This window comes from Pseudovibrio sp. SCP20 (assembly GCF_057774105.1).
In genome coordinates, this window is record NZ_JBYMDH010000003.1 from 39,265 (window position 1) to 55,012 (window position 15,748).

The window sequence follows — 15,748 nt, forward strand, 5'->3', positions numbered from 1 at the left end:
GTCAAAAAGAAAAAACATCGGAGTATCTAACATGTCCGCACAACTCGATAATCAGGCCATTTCCATCCTTAAGGAAAATGACCTGGGCGGCTACACCATCCCGACCAAAGGTCTCTACCCTTACCAGTGGAACTGGGACAGCGCCTTCGTCGCCCTCGGCTTTGCCACATTCAACATGGAACGGGCCTGGGAAGAGATTGAACTTCTCTTCGAAGGTCAGTGGGATGACGGCATGGTGCCGCACATCATCTTCCGCAAGGATGACCCAAGCTACTTCCCAGGTCCATCCGTCTGGGGCACCACAAACCCGAAGATCCCAACCTCCGGTCACTCCCAGCCACCAGTGGCAGCCACAGTTGTTCGCCGCTTGTTTGAGCAGGACACATCCGCAACAGGTAAAGAGAAGATCAAAGCCCTCTTCCCGAAACTGCTGGCATGGCACCGCTGGTACCACACCTATCGTGATCCGGAAGGCCACGGCGTCATCGCCATCATGCACCCATGGGAATCTGGTCGTGACAACCTGCCAGACTGGGACAACGCAGCAAGCCATGTCGATATCTCTGATATTGGTGAGTACACCCGCAAAGACACATCCCACGTCAACCCAGAGATGCGTCCAAAGAAGATCGACTACGACCGCTATCTGGCAATCGTGAAGTTTGGCCGCGACAACAACTGGGATCCAAAGATCGTCGCGGAGCAATGTCCGTTCTTCGTCGCTGACCCGGGCAACACCTTCATCCTGCTGCGCGCAGACCGCGACTTGCTGGCTATGGCCGAGGCGTTGGGCGAAACCGAAGCGGCTGAAGAGCTGAAAGGTTGGATCGCCCTTACAGAAAAAGGCATCGCCAAACTCTGGAACGAAGATAAGCAGGCCTTCTGCACTTACGATCTGCGCAATGATGTACTGGGCGATGGCATTTCCAGCGCGTCTTTCCTTGCTCCATATGCAGGCATTCGCGAAGAGAAGTACATCAACCCAACACGCGAGCATTTCGATCGGATCGCGGCAAAGGTCAACTACACCATGCCAAGCTATGACCCGGATCACCCGCTGTTTGAAAGCATGCGCTACTGGCGTGGTCCTGTCTGGGGCATCATCAATTACCTGATCGCAACCGGCTTTGCAGAACTGGGCGACACCGCCCGCGCAGAACGCCTGCGCACCGACACAGTTGCGCTGATCGAAAAGAGCGATTTCGCAGAATACTTTGATCCAATCACCGGCGAAGGCGCTGGCGGCAACTCCTTCTCCTGGACATCCGCCATCTGGCTCACATGGGCCACACCAAGCCTGACCGCTAAAGCAGCCTGAGGAGGAACGGAATAATGGGAGCTATTCGCCTTGAGGGTGTCGAAAAATGGTTTGGTGACCTACAGGTCATCAAAGGGATTGATCTTGAGATCAATCCCGGTGAGTTCGTCATCTTTGTTGGGCCCTCTGGCTGTGGCAAGTCCACACTTCTGCGCGTGATCTCCGGTCTGGAAGAAGCCAGCCGGGGCAGCGTGCACATTGATGGCAAGGACGTCACCGCCCTGCCACCATCCGGGCGTGGGCTCTCCATGGTGTTCCAAAGCTACGCGCTCTACCCACACATGAGCGTACGCGAAAACATGGGCTTTGCTCTGAAAACAGCAGGCGCTCCAAAAGCTGAGATTGAAGCCAAGGTCAACAAGGCCGCTGAAGTGCTTCAGCTGGAAGAGTATCTGGACCGCCGCCCAAAGGCCCTCTCTGGTGGTCAGCGCCAGCGTGTTGCCATTGGCCGGTCCATTGTCCGCGATCCAGCCGCCTTCCTGTTTGATGAGCCGCTCTCCAATCTGGATGCAGCCCTGCGCGTTGAAATGCGTTTCGAGATTGCAAAACTGCACCGCAATCTGGATGCCACCATGATCTACGTGACCCACGATCAGGTGGAAGCGATGACACTGGCGGACAAGATCGTGGTCCTGCAGTCTGGTCGTATCGAACAGGTCGGCTCTCCTCGTGAGCTCTATGAGCGCCCGGACAACCTGTTTGTTGCGCAGTTCATCGGTTCACCAAAGATGAACATCATGCCCGTTGAGTTCAGCAGCGATACCTTCACGCTAGCTGGCTTCTCCGAGCAGCCTTCACCTTTCAGAGATAACGAAGGCACACCGGTCAAACTCGGCATCCGCCCGGAACACATCAGCGTTGTTCCGCCAGCAGAAGCCGCTGTGACGGGTACGGTGGAGCATGTCGAATATCTGGGTGCAGATCTGTTCATCTATGTTGCTGCCAAAGGGCTCGGCACCATTCTGGTCAGACTGTCCGGTCTAGAGCACTACAGCGCAGGCGACACGGTCGGCCTCTCCTTCGACCCTGCCCTCACCCACTTCTTCGACGCAGATGGCAAAGCTGTGCGGGTGAACAGCGAGAAGGCAGCAGAACCTGCCTGAAACACTAGGCAATCCCGATAAACAAAAGGCTTGGGTGCTCACACATCCAAGCCTTACTTTTCTAAGCAGCCAAAACAGCCTTAGAAGCGATAAGTAACACCAGCACCAATCAGCCAAGGATTAAGCTCAGCAGTGCCTCTAAGCGTCGGGCCGGCTTTGGTCTTCACTTTGTAATCTGGCTCGAGGAACAGCTTCTTCACATCGAAGTTGACGCCCCAGTTATCATCAATCATGTAATCGAAGCCAACCTGAAGAGCCGCACCAAAGGTATTTTCAATATCAATATCTTTGAAATCGCCACGACCATCCTGATTATAGAAAATCGTGTAGTTGATACCAGCACCAACATATGGCTTGAAGCTGCCAAAGTTAGTGAAGTGATACTGCAGTGTCAGGGTTGGTGGCAGAACCCAGGTTTCACCAATAGCAGCCCCATCAAGTACACCATCACCATCGACGTTGGCCCATGTGGTGCCCAGAATAAGCTCGGCAGCAATATTATCAGTAAAGTAATAGGTAATATCCAGCTCAGGAACGACAGTGTCTGAATAAGTCAGATCTGAACCCGCTACGCCGTTCACATGGCCGCTATTTTCAGTCACAACACCCAGAGCGCGCACACGGATCTGCCAAGGGCTTTTTTCCGATGCAGCCGCAGCAGCGATATCTTCCTGTGGCACAGGCATATCCGCTGCCAGAGCCTGACCAGCAGACACCATAAGCGCTGCGCTCGCCATCAGGCCCATCACCCTTTTCAAACTCATCTCCACCTCCAGTTGCATAAGTGAGTTTTACACTTATTCCAATTATTGAGAGTGGATCAGAGCAGCATTGAGATGCATCAAACTGACATTGATAATATAAGTACTATTTATAATAGTAATTTTGACGGATAAATAATCCAGAAAAGTAGATTTCAAATAGACATTTTCGACATAAAACTTAACATAATTCGATAATACCAACAAGTGAGCGCAGTGAATAACCAGCCACAACCAATCACCATGATTGATGTGTAATGCGCACCGAGACTACCAAACATCCCCATCGACAACCGCCTCCTTTCAACCAAAGCCTGCAACCTTGCGGTGTTCCAAGTTTGTCAGGAACACCGGAACCCGCTATGAAGTGAGGGCCTCGCAGGTGTTCTGTCGCAAGGTCTGCCCCCTTGCTGCAAAACACAAACTGCGAACTGATTTAAGTCTACCAGAATGGGGAAGTGGGGGAATAAATGGCGGCGCAATGGTGCATCGGTCTCATGACCGGAACAGTGATGGACGGCAACGTCGACATTGCCATGCTGAAAACCGATGGCGAAACCATCGAGGAATTCGGCCCCTATACTCTGGCAAGTTATCCCCCCGGAACCAATCAGCTGATCGCCGAAGCCATGGCCGCAGCTCAGGACTGGAATTTCGCATCAGAGGAACCTGAGATCTTCGCAAGAGCTGAAAAGGCCCTCAGCGAGGGACAGGCCCACGCGATTTCACATTTCCTTTCAAAAAACTCCATTTCAACGCAAAATATTGCGTTGATCGGCTTTCACGGTCAAACCGTCCTGCACCGCGCACCTAAAGATGGCCAGAAGGGCGCAACTCGCCAGCTCGGTGATGGGCAGATCATCGCCGATAGTCTTGGCATTCCAGTCATCTACGACTTCAGAACACAGGATATCGAAGCTGGTGGTCAAGGTGCACCCCTCGCCGCTATCTACCATCAGGCCCTCCTGCGCAGCGCGGGTCTTTCTGACGATCCAACGGATACAGCCATCCTGAACCTCGGCGGCGTTGGCAACATCTCCTGGTGGGACGGGCACAACACCCTGATCGCCTTCGACACAGGCCCGGCCAATGCCCCCATAAACGACTGGATCAGCTCACACAATCGCGGTGACATGGACCGCGACGGCCTCATCGCCGCCAGCGGACAAGTGGACGAGACCCGCCTCCAGTCACTCCTCAAACACCCCTATTTAGCAGAAGCCTTCCCAAAATCCCTCGACCGCAACAGTTTCACCAAAGACATGGCAACCGGCCTCTCTCTCGAAGACGGCGCAGCAACACTCACCGCCTTCTCAGCCAGTGCAGTCGGCAAAGGATTGGACATGCTACCAAAACACCCAGCTCGCCTGGTAGCCTGTGGCGGCGGACGCAAAAACCCGCAGCTTCTGAAGGAAATCGAAGCGCGAGCGAATGTAAAAATCGTGCAGGCAGAAGAACTTGGCTGGCGAGGAGATGCCGTGGAAGCAGAATGCTTCGCCTTCCTCGCCGCCAGATGCGACCGCAATTTACCGATCAGTTTTCCGGGAACCACAGGTGTTCCAGCCGCAATGTCCGGCGGTACCAAAGCGCTACCGCGCCAGACAACCAAGTGACCTTCGCATAAAAAGGTGGGAGCCCCTGCCGCCGCGCAAAAGCTCCCACCGACCTCTTGCTTAAGGCTCAAAAGGTCTCTGCTACAAATAGCTATAAGAAAAGGTAAGCAGTATATTCTGGTCGCAACATTGTAGATAATTGATATCTTGAGAGAATTTCAACCATCTGCAACACATTCAACATACTCGAAAGTTATTTTAACAAAAACCCCTCCGATCAACTGAAAAGCAGACTGTTGCAAATCAGTACCTTGATGTTTATTCGAACACAAACAAGTAGTATTGCACAAATACACAACACAATACTTATAGTATCTATGTATTTTTAACAGCTCAAATCACGCCAGCAACGCCTAATCCCTTGGCAAACCGACGAGAAGCGACATAAAGGCAGTTTGAATTTTCAGAAAGTCATGCTACCTCCTTTTTAAGGGAGGAGCCGTCTTTGAAGAGAAGAACTATCAACCGCATCGCTTTTGTTTCCAGTGACACACCAGAAGCACTTGCTGCACGCCAAGCTCTTGAAAAGATGTATGGATCTGCCTCACAAGATGAAGCAGACGTCATTGTCGCGCTTGGTGGCGACGGAGTTATGCTCTCTTGTCTACATAAGTTTATGAACACCGGCATGCCCATCTACGGCATGAATCGAGGTTCAGTCGGCTTCCTCATGAACGAGTACCGCACCGAAAATCTCGTCGAACGCCTTGAAAAAGCAGAGATAACGCCTCTGCATCCACTGAACATCGAGGCGATCGACAAAGACGGCAACGAGTTCACCGCCCGCGCAATCAATGAAGTGTCCTTCCTGCGCAAGTCACATCAGGCCGCTAAACTGCGCATCTCCGTTGATGGCCGCGTGCGCATGGAAGAGCTGGCCTGCGATGGCATTATTATTTCTACTCCCCAGGGCAGCACGGCTTATAACCTGTCAGCCCATGGACCGATCCTGCCGATTGACTCGCCATTAATGGCACTTACGCCCATCAGCGCATTCCGCCCACGACGCTGGCGCGGCGCCCTGCTCTCCACGCAGAACACCGTGAAGATTGAGGTACTTGAGGCTGATAAGCGCCCGGTCAACGCGGCAGCTGATCACCGCGAGTTCCGCAATGTTATCAGCACCACCATCTATCAGGACGCAACCGCCGAAAGCTGCATCATGTTCGATCATGAACACAGCTGGGACGAACGTATCCTCTCAGAGATGTTTAAGTACTGAGCCACACCCGTTTATGGCAGTCCCATGCCAAATATGTTATTAGAGACAACTTCGGGTTGGGATTGCCCATAAAACCGTTAGATATTATTACGAATTCGAAATATAATCGCGCCTACAGCAATGCAGGCTCAGGAATTGCGCAGGACAATGGCTTCTACAACTGGTTCAGATAAATCTTCTCAGGAACACATCCGCGTTCCCAACGACCTTTCCAAAAAAGTTCGGAAGATGTCGACCATCGAAGCAGCCAAGTTTGATCCGGTCAAAGCAGCCGAAGAGGCGATTGAAAAGCTTTCAGATAAGTTTGAAAGCTGGATGGGCTCGGAAGTCGACTGCCTTAAGGAAGCCAATCAGGCAGCACAAGACGCTGACTTTACTGAAGAAACCTACGACAGCCTGTTCCGCTGCGCTCATGACATCAAAGGTCAGGCTGAAACTCTGGGCTTCCCATTGGTCGGTCGCGTCGCAAACAACCTGACCCTCCTGCTCGTCGCAGCCAAAGCGCAGGACACCTACCCGAAAGAGCTCATCGCCCAACACGTCAGCGCGATCAATGCAATGATTTCAGAAGACGCCCGCGATGATACCAACAAGCTCGGCGTAGCGCTTGTCTCACGTCTGGAAGAAGCCAGCGAACCGCTCACTCAGCTCATCGATAGCTAATCGGGCAACGAACTGAGTGCCTTAAGCAACGTCACTCAGCATTTCAGCAACACGGGTCCGCGCACTTTCACGAGCAGCCTCGTTGGAAAGACGATGCAGCAGATCCTGAAGATCACCCAGATCCTCAATGCCCAGCTCATCTTCCAGTGCAATCAGATCCCCCGCTACGATACGGGACTTGGACCAGTGGTCGATCTGCATGTTCTCAACCCGCTGCCAGCTGGCAATACACTCCTGAAACAGCGCATGCGTCCGATCCGGCAAGCCAGCTGCTGAAAGCACCCGGCGCAGAGCAGGACTGAACGGCGTTGCCAGAGCGTCAAAGACCTGATCTTCATCATACTCAGACAGACGCGACAGAGAGTTGGTGAGCAAGTTAAAACAACCAGTTACAGCAGCACGCAGCAGCAGAACGCTCGTCATCTGAGCAGACACCACCAGATGCTCCACCAAACCCTGGAGCTCCTTGTCAGAAGCACTCCAGGCCAGTGAAATCGTCGAACGGTCCTGAGCGTCAGCCACCAGCTGCTCTGGCGCGCGCATGTTCCGCGCTCCCAGCACCTGCGGGTGATCACCAAGGCTTTCAGTATAACGACGCAGCATCATGTGACGGATCTGCAGCGGAACATCATCACGAGACATCAAAGCATCTTTAACGTCACGACTTTCACCAAACCGCGCAACGATACGCTCCATACTGCTGGAAGTCAGCTCAGCTTTCTCATTGCTTAGCAAAGCCGCACAGGCCTCTTCACAAGCAACCTCACAGATAGCCGCAGACAAGCCCACCGAGATATCAGGACGACTGGCCACAGCCACGCAGCGTCTTGCAGACCCTGTCGCAACCAGATCAACCAGCTCCCCTTCCGGGATTTCCGTTGCACCGGAAAGCAAAGGCAGCGCAACCTCATCCTCATCCACCAGCAAAGCAGAAATGATGTGCGCAGGCACAACCTTAGCAGCGCCAAACGCTTCTGCAAGGGCGACCCGAACGGCAACATCACGATCATCAAGCAGGAAGGTCAAAGCCGCTTCTGCTTCACTGTGTTCAGAGCCTTCAAGGTCAGAGTACAAAAACGCACGTGCCAAAGCACCAGCCGCCTGTGCGCGACTACCACTTGGCGCATACTGCACCCAATTCAGGAAACTCTTGATAATCATGGTACTCGGAAACCTGTGTCCACCAACTATGGGTAGAAATAATTAATCATAATTCTTAAGGCTTCGTTCACCGCACCCGCAGTTTCTCGCAAAACGTGTTTTTTGAGAGATCAGAACACCAGGGCACACCTGTAAATCACAGGGGTTAGACCTTCTTACTTAAGGACTTTCCACTGGTTTGCGCTGGGGCGAGAAATTTAGTCAGGTCCAATGGAGACCCGGAAGGACGCGCAACAGGTTTAGGTGCAACAAACTGCTGACTGATGGATTCTTGTACTTCCACCCCTGACCGCTTCGTCTCACTGACAGCTTTAGAGGCCGTCACAGCAGCTGCTTCATCAGTCCGGAACAAGGACTGGAATGGTGCTTCATTTTTGTCGACAGTCGTCGCCCGCCACGCCGTCAGAATACGGCTTTCAACGCGGTGGCTATCAATAGGCTTGGTAATCGGCCCTTTGCGCAGCCCAACGGCAGGACGCTCAGCGCCGGCAATCGTCTCATTAAACTGACCGACCAACCGATCATGAACATCACTCACTGACCGAGGCTGTCCATCCCTACTGTAAAAAACAGCTTTGTTGGCCCGGGCCTGCAAAGGAAACAGATCAGCAGCTGGATGTTGAGGGCGATCCTCTATCGCGTTCAGCAAACGCAAACTGCCGTTCACACCAAGGAAGTGCGCCAGATACAACTCACCAGCTGACGGATCGCGCCCAAGATTTGAAGAAAGACCGGACGCATTGTCTTTCGCCAACGCACCAGCAACCAGAGATGAAATCTCCGGATCATGGCGAAGGTCCAGCAGCTGTTGCTTCAGGTGTTTGTTGTCTACCCGGTATTTGCCGCTACCATCCACGCGAATGTGCTGGGCATAGTCCCCGAGCCCCAGCTCCTCACCATTTTTCTTGAGAGTTTCAAGCCAGGTCGACTCGATAAACTGAAACAAACCGGACGCAGAAGACGTCTTGGCTTTGGCGTTGGGATCAAAAGAGGATTCACGGGCAGCAGCTTGCAGCAGGAAATCAAAGGACGTACCCGTTTTGGAACTGGCCTTTTGAAAAGCCAACTCAATACGCCCAGCTATGGAAGGATCGCCTGCAACCTTCACTAGAATCTACCCCCTATAATACCATTAGTTAATATCCCTTAATATTAGTTAACAAATAGTTAACTTTTAAATATGCCCTACTGAAATCACTGAGTTATTTGAGCTAAAATAGAGTTTTCGCATATCCTGATCACTGCCAATTATGCTTTACAATTCAATTTCTGATTGGATTCGGAGAAAGCCAATGAACTGTCTGCTCAAAACCACGGCATCGGCAATCGCTCAAAGCAAGGACTTCACGGCACACGCTGAGCTGGCCTATGCCATATTGCCGGAAAAGCCAGCCAGAGAAGTCGACCCTTATGGTTCACCTGACGCACTGGCGCAGCTCAGCAAGCAAAACCACCTCTATTTCGTTCTCAATGATCCATCAGAAAACACCATCCTGTCGACACTCAAGCCATACACTGATGTAAAACAGAATGGTGTGATCCCGACCTTCGTCAAATCAGCAGCAGACATTGAGCGCCTGCATGCAATCCTGTCGGTTTATGAAGCCGAACACGGGCTACAGGATGGCTCCCTTAAAATCATTCCAGAGCTTGGCAGATTCCCGTCCGCATTCACGGCCCTTGCAAACCTGAATGGCATAAGCCCGCGCCTTTCTGCACTTTGCTGGAATGAAGAGGTGCTGAAAATTGCTCTGGCAGCAAAACACTCACGAGATGAGCAAGGCCAGCTCCTTCCACCATTCGAGCATGCCCGCACACAATGCCTTTTCACCGCAAGAGCAGCCCACCTGCTCCCACTGGACACCGCCGTGCCCTCTCATCTACCGCGAGCCAAAATGCTGGAGTTGATTGATCTGGTCGCCTCGCAGGGCTTTGCTGGAAAAACAGCAAATTCACCGGAAGAAGCAAGCCTGATACAACAGGTTTTCGCAGCCCTATGAAAAAGGGCGCCGAAGCGCCCTACTCTCAGACTTTTTCCGGAAGTGCCGGTCGATCCATCTGGAATACGGAATCAACTACCGAATAATCCATGTAGCCCAACCGCGCCAATGGCTTCATTTTCGCCACATTGAGCATGCCGTTTTCCAGCACACTCTCGTCGATATGCACACCAACAACCTGACCCAGTATAAGCCAGCTGTTGGTCTCATTTCCGTCAATATCGATCAGGCGCTGCACATTGATCAGCTTGCATTCCAACGCGGTTTTCGCTTCCAAAACACGCGGAGCTGCAACCAGTTTTGACGCCTCAGCAGTCAGGCCGGAAAGCTCAAACTCATCAACGTCAGAACCCACCATCGCAGAGGACTGGTTCATCGCATCGGCCAGATCCAGCGTTGCTTGGTTACAAACAAACTCACCCGTCTCTTCAATGTTGCCTACGGAATCCTTGTAACCACTGGAGCCAATGACCACCATCGGAGGCGTGTCACAGACAGCATTAAAGAAGCTGTAAGGTGCCAGATTTTTCACACCGTCTTTGGAGACAGTTGAAACCCAACCAATCGGACGCGGCGCAACGATGGCCTTGAATGGATTGTGCGGCAACCCATGCGGCTTATTTGCTTCATAAAACATAGACTTATCTCAGCTCCTACGCATCAACACCGGATGGAGCGCTCTGAAAATATTCGGTTAATTGGGCTACATCAGGCCGTGGACGTTCATTTGGAACGACACTCGGGCTTCCAATATGAATGAAGCCTGCAAATCGTTCACCGTCACGAGCACCCAGATGCGCAGCAGCTTCATCATCAAAAGCGTACCACTCTGTCAGCCACTGACCAGCAAATCCCATTGAGAAACAAGCATTAAGCAGAGACACACAAACGGCACCCACGGCCAGCTCCTGCTCCCAGACCGGCACTTTATGCTCACGATTTGGGGAAGAAAGAACGCCAATGACCAAAGGCGCACGCTTGAAACGCTCCAGCTCCATCGCCTTAGTGTTCTCTCCAAGCGGTCCCTGACGCTTCTCAGCAATTTCAGCAAGCTTCTCACCGATGGTGTCCGCCTGTGAATTGTCATAGATAACAAACCGCCAAGGAGAAATTTTCCCATGATCCGGCACACGACATGCCATCTCAAGCAGCTCAGAAATTTGTGCTTGATCAGGGCCAGGATGTACGAGTGTTGCAGCGAGATGAGAGCGACGAGTTTTCAGAAAACTCTTCAGTTCTGGAAGGTCTTTGATTTCCACGGTCTCGATTCTTTTCAGGATTTCAAGGATTAAAGCTACGCAATAGTCCTATACAGAATATCAACTGTGTCAATTAAAGGATGGTCTTGCCCCATTCTTGCCACATTGCCTACCAATCCCCAACCCACTGAGTAAAAATTTATAAAACACTTCCAAAACACAGTTTGTCACTGTAATCTGATTTCACTCGGGCTGGTGACGGTTTTGTATTTACTGTCACACATGGGTAACACTTTCTGAAGTAGTAGCGAGAGCACACGTGAAGTTAGAGCGGATATCGACGTTCAACAAAGCGCTACAACGCGCAGCCGCCGCCACAGCATTTTGTGCTGGGTTGGCATTGCTTGGAAACGCCGCTCAGGCTGCAGGACCTATTCCTGTTTCCAAACCCGCTTTGCCGTTCTCCAAGGAAGTGCTGGATCTGGCCGCCAAGCCAGAAAAGACCATTGCACCTCCAATCAGCTATGACCCACTCAGCGGATATCAGGGCCAGTCTCTTGCACCAACACTGGGCACGAGCTTCCTGCCATACGCACCACCAGCAGTCAGCGCAGAACAAGCACCAATCGGTGCGCAGCCCGTGCTCTATCTGGTTGCCAAGCTGGCTGAGGGAACACCAAACCTCACTCGTGGTTTGAAGTGGCGCGTATACTCTTCAAAAGAAAATGCCGACGGCTCCCTGAACATGGTCGCATCCTCACAGGATCAGGATGCAGAGTTCCGTCTCGATCCAGGCACCTATCTGGTTCACACTTCTTTTGGCAAAGTCACGGCGACTACACGCTATGAACTCAAGAGCGGCGTGAAGACCGGCACCATCATTCTAAACGCAGGTGGCATTCGTCTGGATGCAGCCCTTGGTAACGATCAGAAGATGCCGCGTGAAGATGTGCGCTTCAATATCTATGACATGACCTACGATGCAACAGGCGACCGTGGTCTCATCGCATCAGGCATCAAGCCGGGCGAACTTGTCCCTGTGAGCGCAGGCACCTATCACGTTGAGAGCCGCTACGGCGACATCAACGCTGTTGTGCGGGCTGACATTCACGTACAGGCTGGCAAGCTGACAGAAGCCACTCTCTACCATCAGGCAGGCAACATCACGTTGAAGCTGGTGAGCGCCAAGAACAAGACATCTCTGGCCAACACCTCCTGGACCATCCTGTCACCAGGTGGCGACACCGTTGCAAGCGGCAACGGCGCATTCCTCGACCTGACACTCGCGGCAGGCACTTACACCGTCATGGCACGCAACAACGGCGAGATGTACCGCGATGAGTTCACCGTGAACCCAAGCGTGAACAACGTGGAAGTGGAAGTGCTTGCAGAGAACCCAATGTAAGACAGACCACAGCAACGATAACCAAGGCGCCTGAAACGGCGCCTTTTTTATTGGCCTGCTATTCCCTACGGCAGATAAAACGTCTCGGGCTTTGCAGTCTCGGCCTTTTGCCGCAAATCCAGAACAGCCGCCTGCAACTGCTCCATCATCTGCCGCTGGCTCTCACATTTCTCCAAAGCCTCATAGGGGATTGGATCTCCAATCCGCGCCAAAATTGTTTGCCCCAGAATGCTCTTGAACTCACGGATCAACAGAGACAAGCGCAAGCTCAGTGAAAAGCGGCTAACCAGATGGAACAGCGGTGAGTTCTGCCCCTCAAAGTAAACCGGCAGCACCGTCGCTCGGGCACTCCTGATAAGCTTTGCACTAAACGTCTTCCACGGCAGCTCTTCTGCACGACCAAAGGGCTTAGCAGCCGTCGCAACACCGCCACCCGGAAAGATAACTATCGTCACCCCTTCCTGTAGCAGCCTCAACGCCTCTTGCCGTGTCTTCAGATTGGTTCGCAGAGCTTCTTCAGTTTCTTCAAAATCAACCGGCAGTGCAAAGGGGCGGACCTCAGGAACCTTAAGCAGTTCATTATTGATGAGCACGCGGTAAGGACGGTTCAGTTGCTCGGCAAGTGAGAGGATCGCAATACCGTCAGCAATGCCATAGGGATGGTTCGCAATCAGCACCAGCGGCTTGCCATCCAAATCAGAGGGTGGCCAGCAATGACCGGTGCATTCAACACGAAGGTCAATCAGATCCAGCAGGTCCCGCCAGAGGGCCTGGTCCGAAACAGAATAATCACTCCGCCAGACCTCATAAAGATCCAGCAGTCTCTTGCGACCAGAGAGCCCCTCAATGCTCCGGATAAGCCATCGCTTCAATAGGGGATGACCATCATTGGCGTAGCTTAACTCCGCGTGGTTCACCGCTAACCTCACTTCACTCGCCCAGCTTTTCTGTGAGCTGGCTTCGTAAGCTTTCGCAAACTTACGTGAACATTAGGCGACAGTGAGGCCAAAAAAGAAAAAGGCTGGCAACGCAAACACGCTGCCAGCCTTTTAAATCAGTGTCCCTTTAAAGATCAGGAAGCCTGCTCTTTAAGGTCAGGTGCTGTAGCTTCATCACGCAGGCTTGCAACGGCCTCGTCCAGAGTCATAGCAGTCTGATTGCGCGAACCAAGACGACGGATACTTACAGTCTTCTCTTCCGCTTCACGCTTACCAACAGCGATGATCACTGGGATCTTGGCATGTGAATGCTCGCGAACCTTGTAGTTGATCTTCTCATTGCGAAGATCAAGCTCACCACGCAGACCAGCCTTCTTCAGCGCAGCATGCACTTCTTTTGCGTAATCATCAGCGTCAGAAGTAATCGCCGCAACAACAAAGTGCTGAGGTGCCAGCCAAAGCGGGAAGTGACCTGCAAAGTTCTCGATAAGGATACCAAGGAAGCGCTCCAGAGAACCACAGATCGCACGGTGGATCATCACCGGCTGCTTCTTCTCACCATCACTATCCACGTAGAAGGCACCGAAACGCTCTGGCAGGTTGAAGTCCACCTGAGTGGTGCCACACTGCCATTCACGACCAATCGCGTCGCGCAGAGTGTACTCAAACTTAGGACCGTAGAACGCGCCCTCACCTTCCAGAATGCCGGTCTTGATCTTACCGCCGGAGTTCGCTTCGATCTCCTTCAGCACTTCACCCATCACAGCTTCAGCGTGATCCCAAACTTCGTCAGAACCAACACGCTTTTCAGGACGTGTGGAGAGCTTCACAACGATCTCTTCAAACCCGAAGTCCTTGTAAACGGACATGATCAGGTCGTTGATCTTGTGACACTCTGCAGCCATCTGCTCTTCAGTGCAGAACACATGCGCATCATCCTGCGTGAACGCACGAACGCGCATCAAGCCATGCAGCGCGCCGGACGGCTCATAGCGGGAAACCGCACCAAACTCAGCCATACGCAGTGGCAGATCACGATAGGACTTCAGTCCGTGCTTGAAGATCTGCACGTGACCAGGACAGTTCATCGGCTTGATCGCGAAGACACGGTGATCTTCAGTCTCAGTCGCGAACATGTTCTCGCGGTACCACTCCCAGTGACCGGAAGTTTCCCAAAGAGCCTTATCCAGGATCTGCGGTGCATTCACTTCCTGATAGTCATCTTCCAAACGACGACGCATATAGTTGGTCAGGTTCTGGAACAGCTGCCAGCCTTTATGGTGCCAGAAGACAACGCCCGGACCTTCCTCCTGGAAGTGATAGAGATCCATCTCGCGGCCCAGTTTGCGGTGGTCGCGCTTCTCAGCTTCCTCAAGCATATGGAGGTAAGCCTTCAGATCCTTATCGCTAGACCATGCAGTGCCGTAGATACGGGTCAGCATTTCGTTGTTTGCATCACCGCGCCAGTAGGCTCCGGCAACCTTCATCAGCTTGAAAGCTTGACCGATCTGACCAGTGGACGCCATGTGCGGACCACGGCAAAGGTCAAGCCATTCACCCTGCTTGTAGATCTTGACGGTTTCATCCTCAGGGATCGCATCAACAAGCTCAACCTTGTAGTCTTCCCCTTTGGCAGCAAAGTATTCTTTTGCTTCGTTACGGCTCCAGATCTCTTTGGTGAACTTCGCATTCCGCTGAATGATCTGCTGCATCTTCTTTTCGATTTTCGGCAGGTCTTCAGTGGTAAATGGCGTATCGCGCTTGAAGTCGTAGTAGAAGCCGTTCTCGATAACAGGACCAATTGTAACCTGCGTCTCAGGCCACAGTTCCTGCACAGCTTCCGCCATCACGTGCGCCGCATCGTGGCGGATCAGCTCCAGCGCACGTGGGTCATCACGGGTTACGATCTCAATCGCAGCATTCGTTTCAATAGGATCAGAAAGATCGCGCAGTTCACCATCAATTGCGACGGCAACAGCTTTTTTCAAGAGAGATTTGGAAATGCTCCCTGCAACATCAGCGCCGGTGGAACCAGCGTCATATTCGCGAACGGAATTGTCAGGGAAAGTCAATTGAAGCATATCAATTCTCCAGCTCACTCCTGCAAACAAGGCAGGTAAGCGGTTTGGTGTTAATCATGGGTTGCCTGAATAACCAATTCTAAAGGACGCGTCCAGATGAATCTGGGGCAGATCAACTCTGTTTTCCGCGGGCACAGGCACGTAATCGACAGGTTACACACCTTGAATTATTACGGGTTAGCAAGGGTTTAGCTGGCCTTACCCGCTCCACCTCCTCATACTGCTGGCCAGAACAGGATTCGCAAACTCCATCACAAGGAATGCATGACGCACACTCTACCAGC

The 15,748-nt window shown here is 52.4% G+C and carries 14 protein-coding genes; 7 read left to right on the forward strand and 7 right to left on the reverse strand.

Annotated features, from left to right (window positions below; translation table 11 throughout):
- Positions 1-31: 31 nt before the first annotated feature.
- Together AC3CB2_RS12825 and AC3CB2_RS12830 are read left to right on the forward strand one after the other, a co-directional pair.
- Positions 32-1,318, forward strand: coding sequence for an MGH1-like glycoside hydrolase domain-containing protein (locus AC3CB2_RS12825; RefSeq protein WP_352933086.1), 1,287 nt, complete (start codon positions 32-34; stop codon positions 1,316-1,318).
- 14 nt (positions 1,319-1,332) lie between these two features.
- On the forward strand, positions 1,333-2,421 hold the full coding sequence (locus tag AC3CB2_RS12830) for an ABC transporter ATP-binding protein (protein ID WP_352933088.1): 1,089 nt from the start codon (positions 1,333-1,335) through the stop codon (positions 2,419-2,421).
- An 80-nt stretch (positions 2,422-2,501) separates the two neighbouring features.
- On the opposite strand, the gene AC3CB2_RS12835 is transcribed toward AC3CB2_RS12830, so the two are convergent.
- Complete coding sequence (locus AC3CB2_RS12835) at positions 2,502-3,185, reverse strand: OmpW/AlkL family protein (protein WP_352933090.1); 684 nt, start codon at positions 3,183-3,185, stop codon at positions 2,502-2,504.
- A gap of 467 nt (positions 3,186-3,652) precedes the next feature.
- Between AC3CB2_RS12835 and AC3CB2_RS12840 the strand changes: the two genes are divergently transcribed.
- The 3 genes from AC3CB2_RS12840 to AC3CB2_RS12850 all read left to right on the forward strand — a co-directional run bounded on the left by AC3CB2_RS12840 (position 3,653) and on the right by AC3CB2_RS12850 (position 6,680).
- Positions 3,653-4,795: an anhydro-N-acetylmuramic acid kinase gene (locus tag AC3CB2_RS12840; RefSeq protein WP_352933093.1), complete on the forward strand. Its 1,143-nt coding sequence runs from the start codon at positions 3,653-3,655 to the stop codon at positions 4,793-4,795.
- A 445-nt stretch (positions 4,796-5,240) separates the two neighbouring features.
- Positions 5,241-6,017: an NAD kinase gene (locus AC3CB2_RS12845; RefSeq protein ID WP_014286364.1), complete on the forward strand. Its 777-nt coding sequence runs from the start codon at positions 5,241-5,243 to the stop codon at positions 6,015-6,017.
- A 147-nt stretch (positions 6,018-6,164) separates the two neighbouring features.
- Positions 6,165-6,680, forward strand: a complete 516-nt coding sequence (locus AC3CB2_RS12850; protein ID WP_008547517.1) for an Hpt domain-containing protein — start codon at positions 6,165-6,167, stop codon at positions 6,678-6,680.
- Between the two features lie 21 nt (positions 6,681-6,701).
- Here the strand turns inward: AC3CB2_RS12850 and AC3CB2_RS12855 are convergent, their stop codons facing one another.
- Positions 6,702-7,841, reverse strand: coding sequence for a DUF2336 domain-containing protein (locus AC3CB2_RS12855; RefSeq protein ID WP_352933095.1), 1,140 nt, complete (start codon positions 7,839-7,841; stop codon positions 6,702-6,704).
- Positions 7,842-7,986: 145 nt separating this feature from the next.
- Complete coding sequence (locus AC3CB2_RS12860; RefSeq protein WP_352933097.1) at positions 7,987-8,949, reverse strand: transglycosylase SLT domain-containing protein; 963 nt, start codon at positions 8,947-8,949, stop codon at positions 7,987-7,989.
- Positions 8,950-9,133: 184 nt separating this feature from the next.
- Between AC3CB2_RS12860 and AC3CB2_RS12865 the strand changes: the two genes are divergently transcribed.
- Positions 9,134-9,841 (forward strand): citrate lyase subunit beta, encoded by a 708-nt coding sequence (locus AC3CB2_RS12865; RefSeq protein ID WP_352933099.1) that lies wholly within the window; start codon positions 9,134-9,136, stop codon positions 9,839-9,841.
- 25 nt (positions 9,842-9,866) lie between these two features.
- Here the strand turns inward: AC3CB2_RS12865 and AC3CB2_RS12870 are convergent, their stop codons facing one another.
- Complete coding sequence (locus tag AC3CB2_RS12870) at positions 9,867-10,478, reverse strand: flavin reductase family protein (RefSeq protein WP_352933101.1); 612 nt, start codon at positions 10,476-10,478, stop codon at positions 9,867-9,869.
- Positions 10,479-10,494: 16 nt separating this feature from the next.
- Positions 10,495-11,100, reverse strand: a complete 606-nt coding sequence (locus AC3CB2_RS12875) for a nitroreductase family protein (protein WP_352933103.1) — start codon at positions 11,098-11,100, stop codon at positions 10,495-10,497.
- A gap of 259 nt (positions 11,101-11,359) precedes the next feature.
- On the opposite strand from AC3CB2_RS12875, the gene AC3CB2_RS12880 reads away from it, so the two are divergent.
- On the forward strand, positions 11,360-12,445 hold the full coding sequence (locus tag AC3CB2_RS12880) for a hypothetical protein (RefSeq protein WP_008548002.1): 1,086 nt from the start codon (positions 11,360-11,362) through the stop codon (positions 12,443-12,445).
- Positions 12,446-12,510: 65 nt separating this feature from the next.
- Here the strand turns inward: AC3CB2_RS12880 and AC3CB2_RS12885 are convergent, their stop codons facing one another.
- Both AC3CB2_RS12885 and thrS read right to left on the reverse strand, forming a co-directional pair.
- Positions 12,511-13,362, reverse strand: a complete 852-nt coding sequence (locus AC3CB2_RS12885; protein ID WP_352933105.1) for a lysophospholipid acyltransferase family protein — start codon at positions 13,360-13,362, stop codon at positions 12,511-12,513.
- Positions 13,363-13,517: 155 nt separating this feature from the next.
- The gene (gene thrS / locus AC3CB2_RS12890) at positions 13,518-15,464 is read right to left on the reverse strand and encodes a threonine--tRNA ligase (RefSeq protein WP_054782804.1); all 1,947 of its coding nucleotides are present in this window, start codon (positions 15,462-15,464) and stop codon (positions 13,518-13,520) included.
- Between the last annotated feature and the right edge of the window lie 284 nt (positions 15,465-15,748).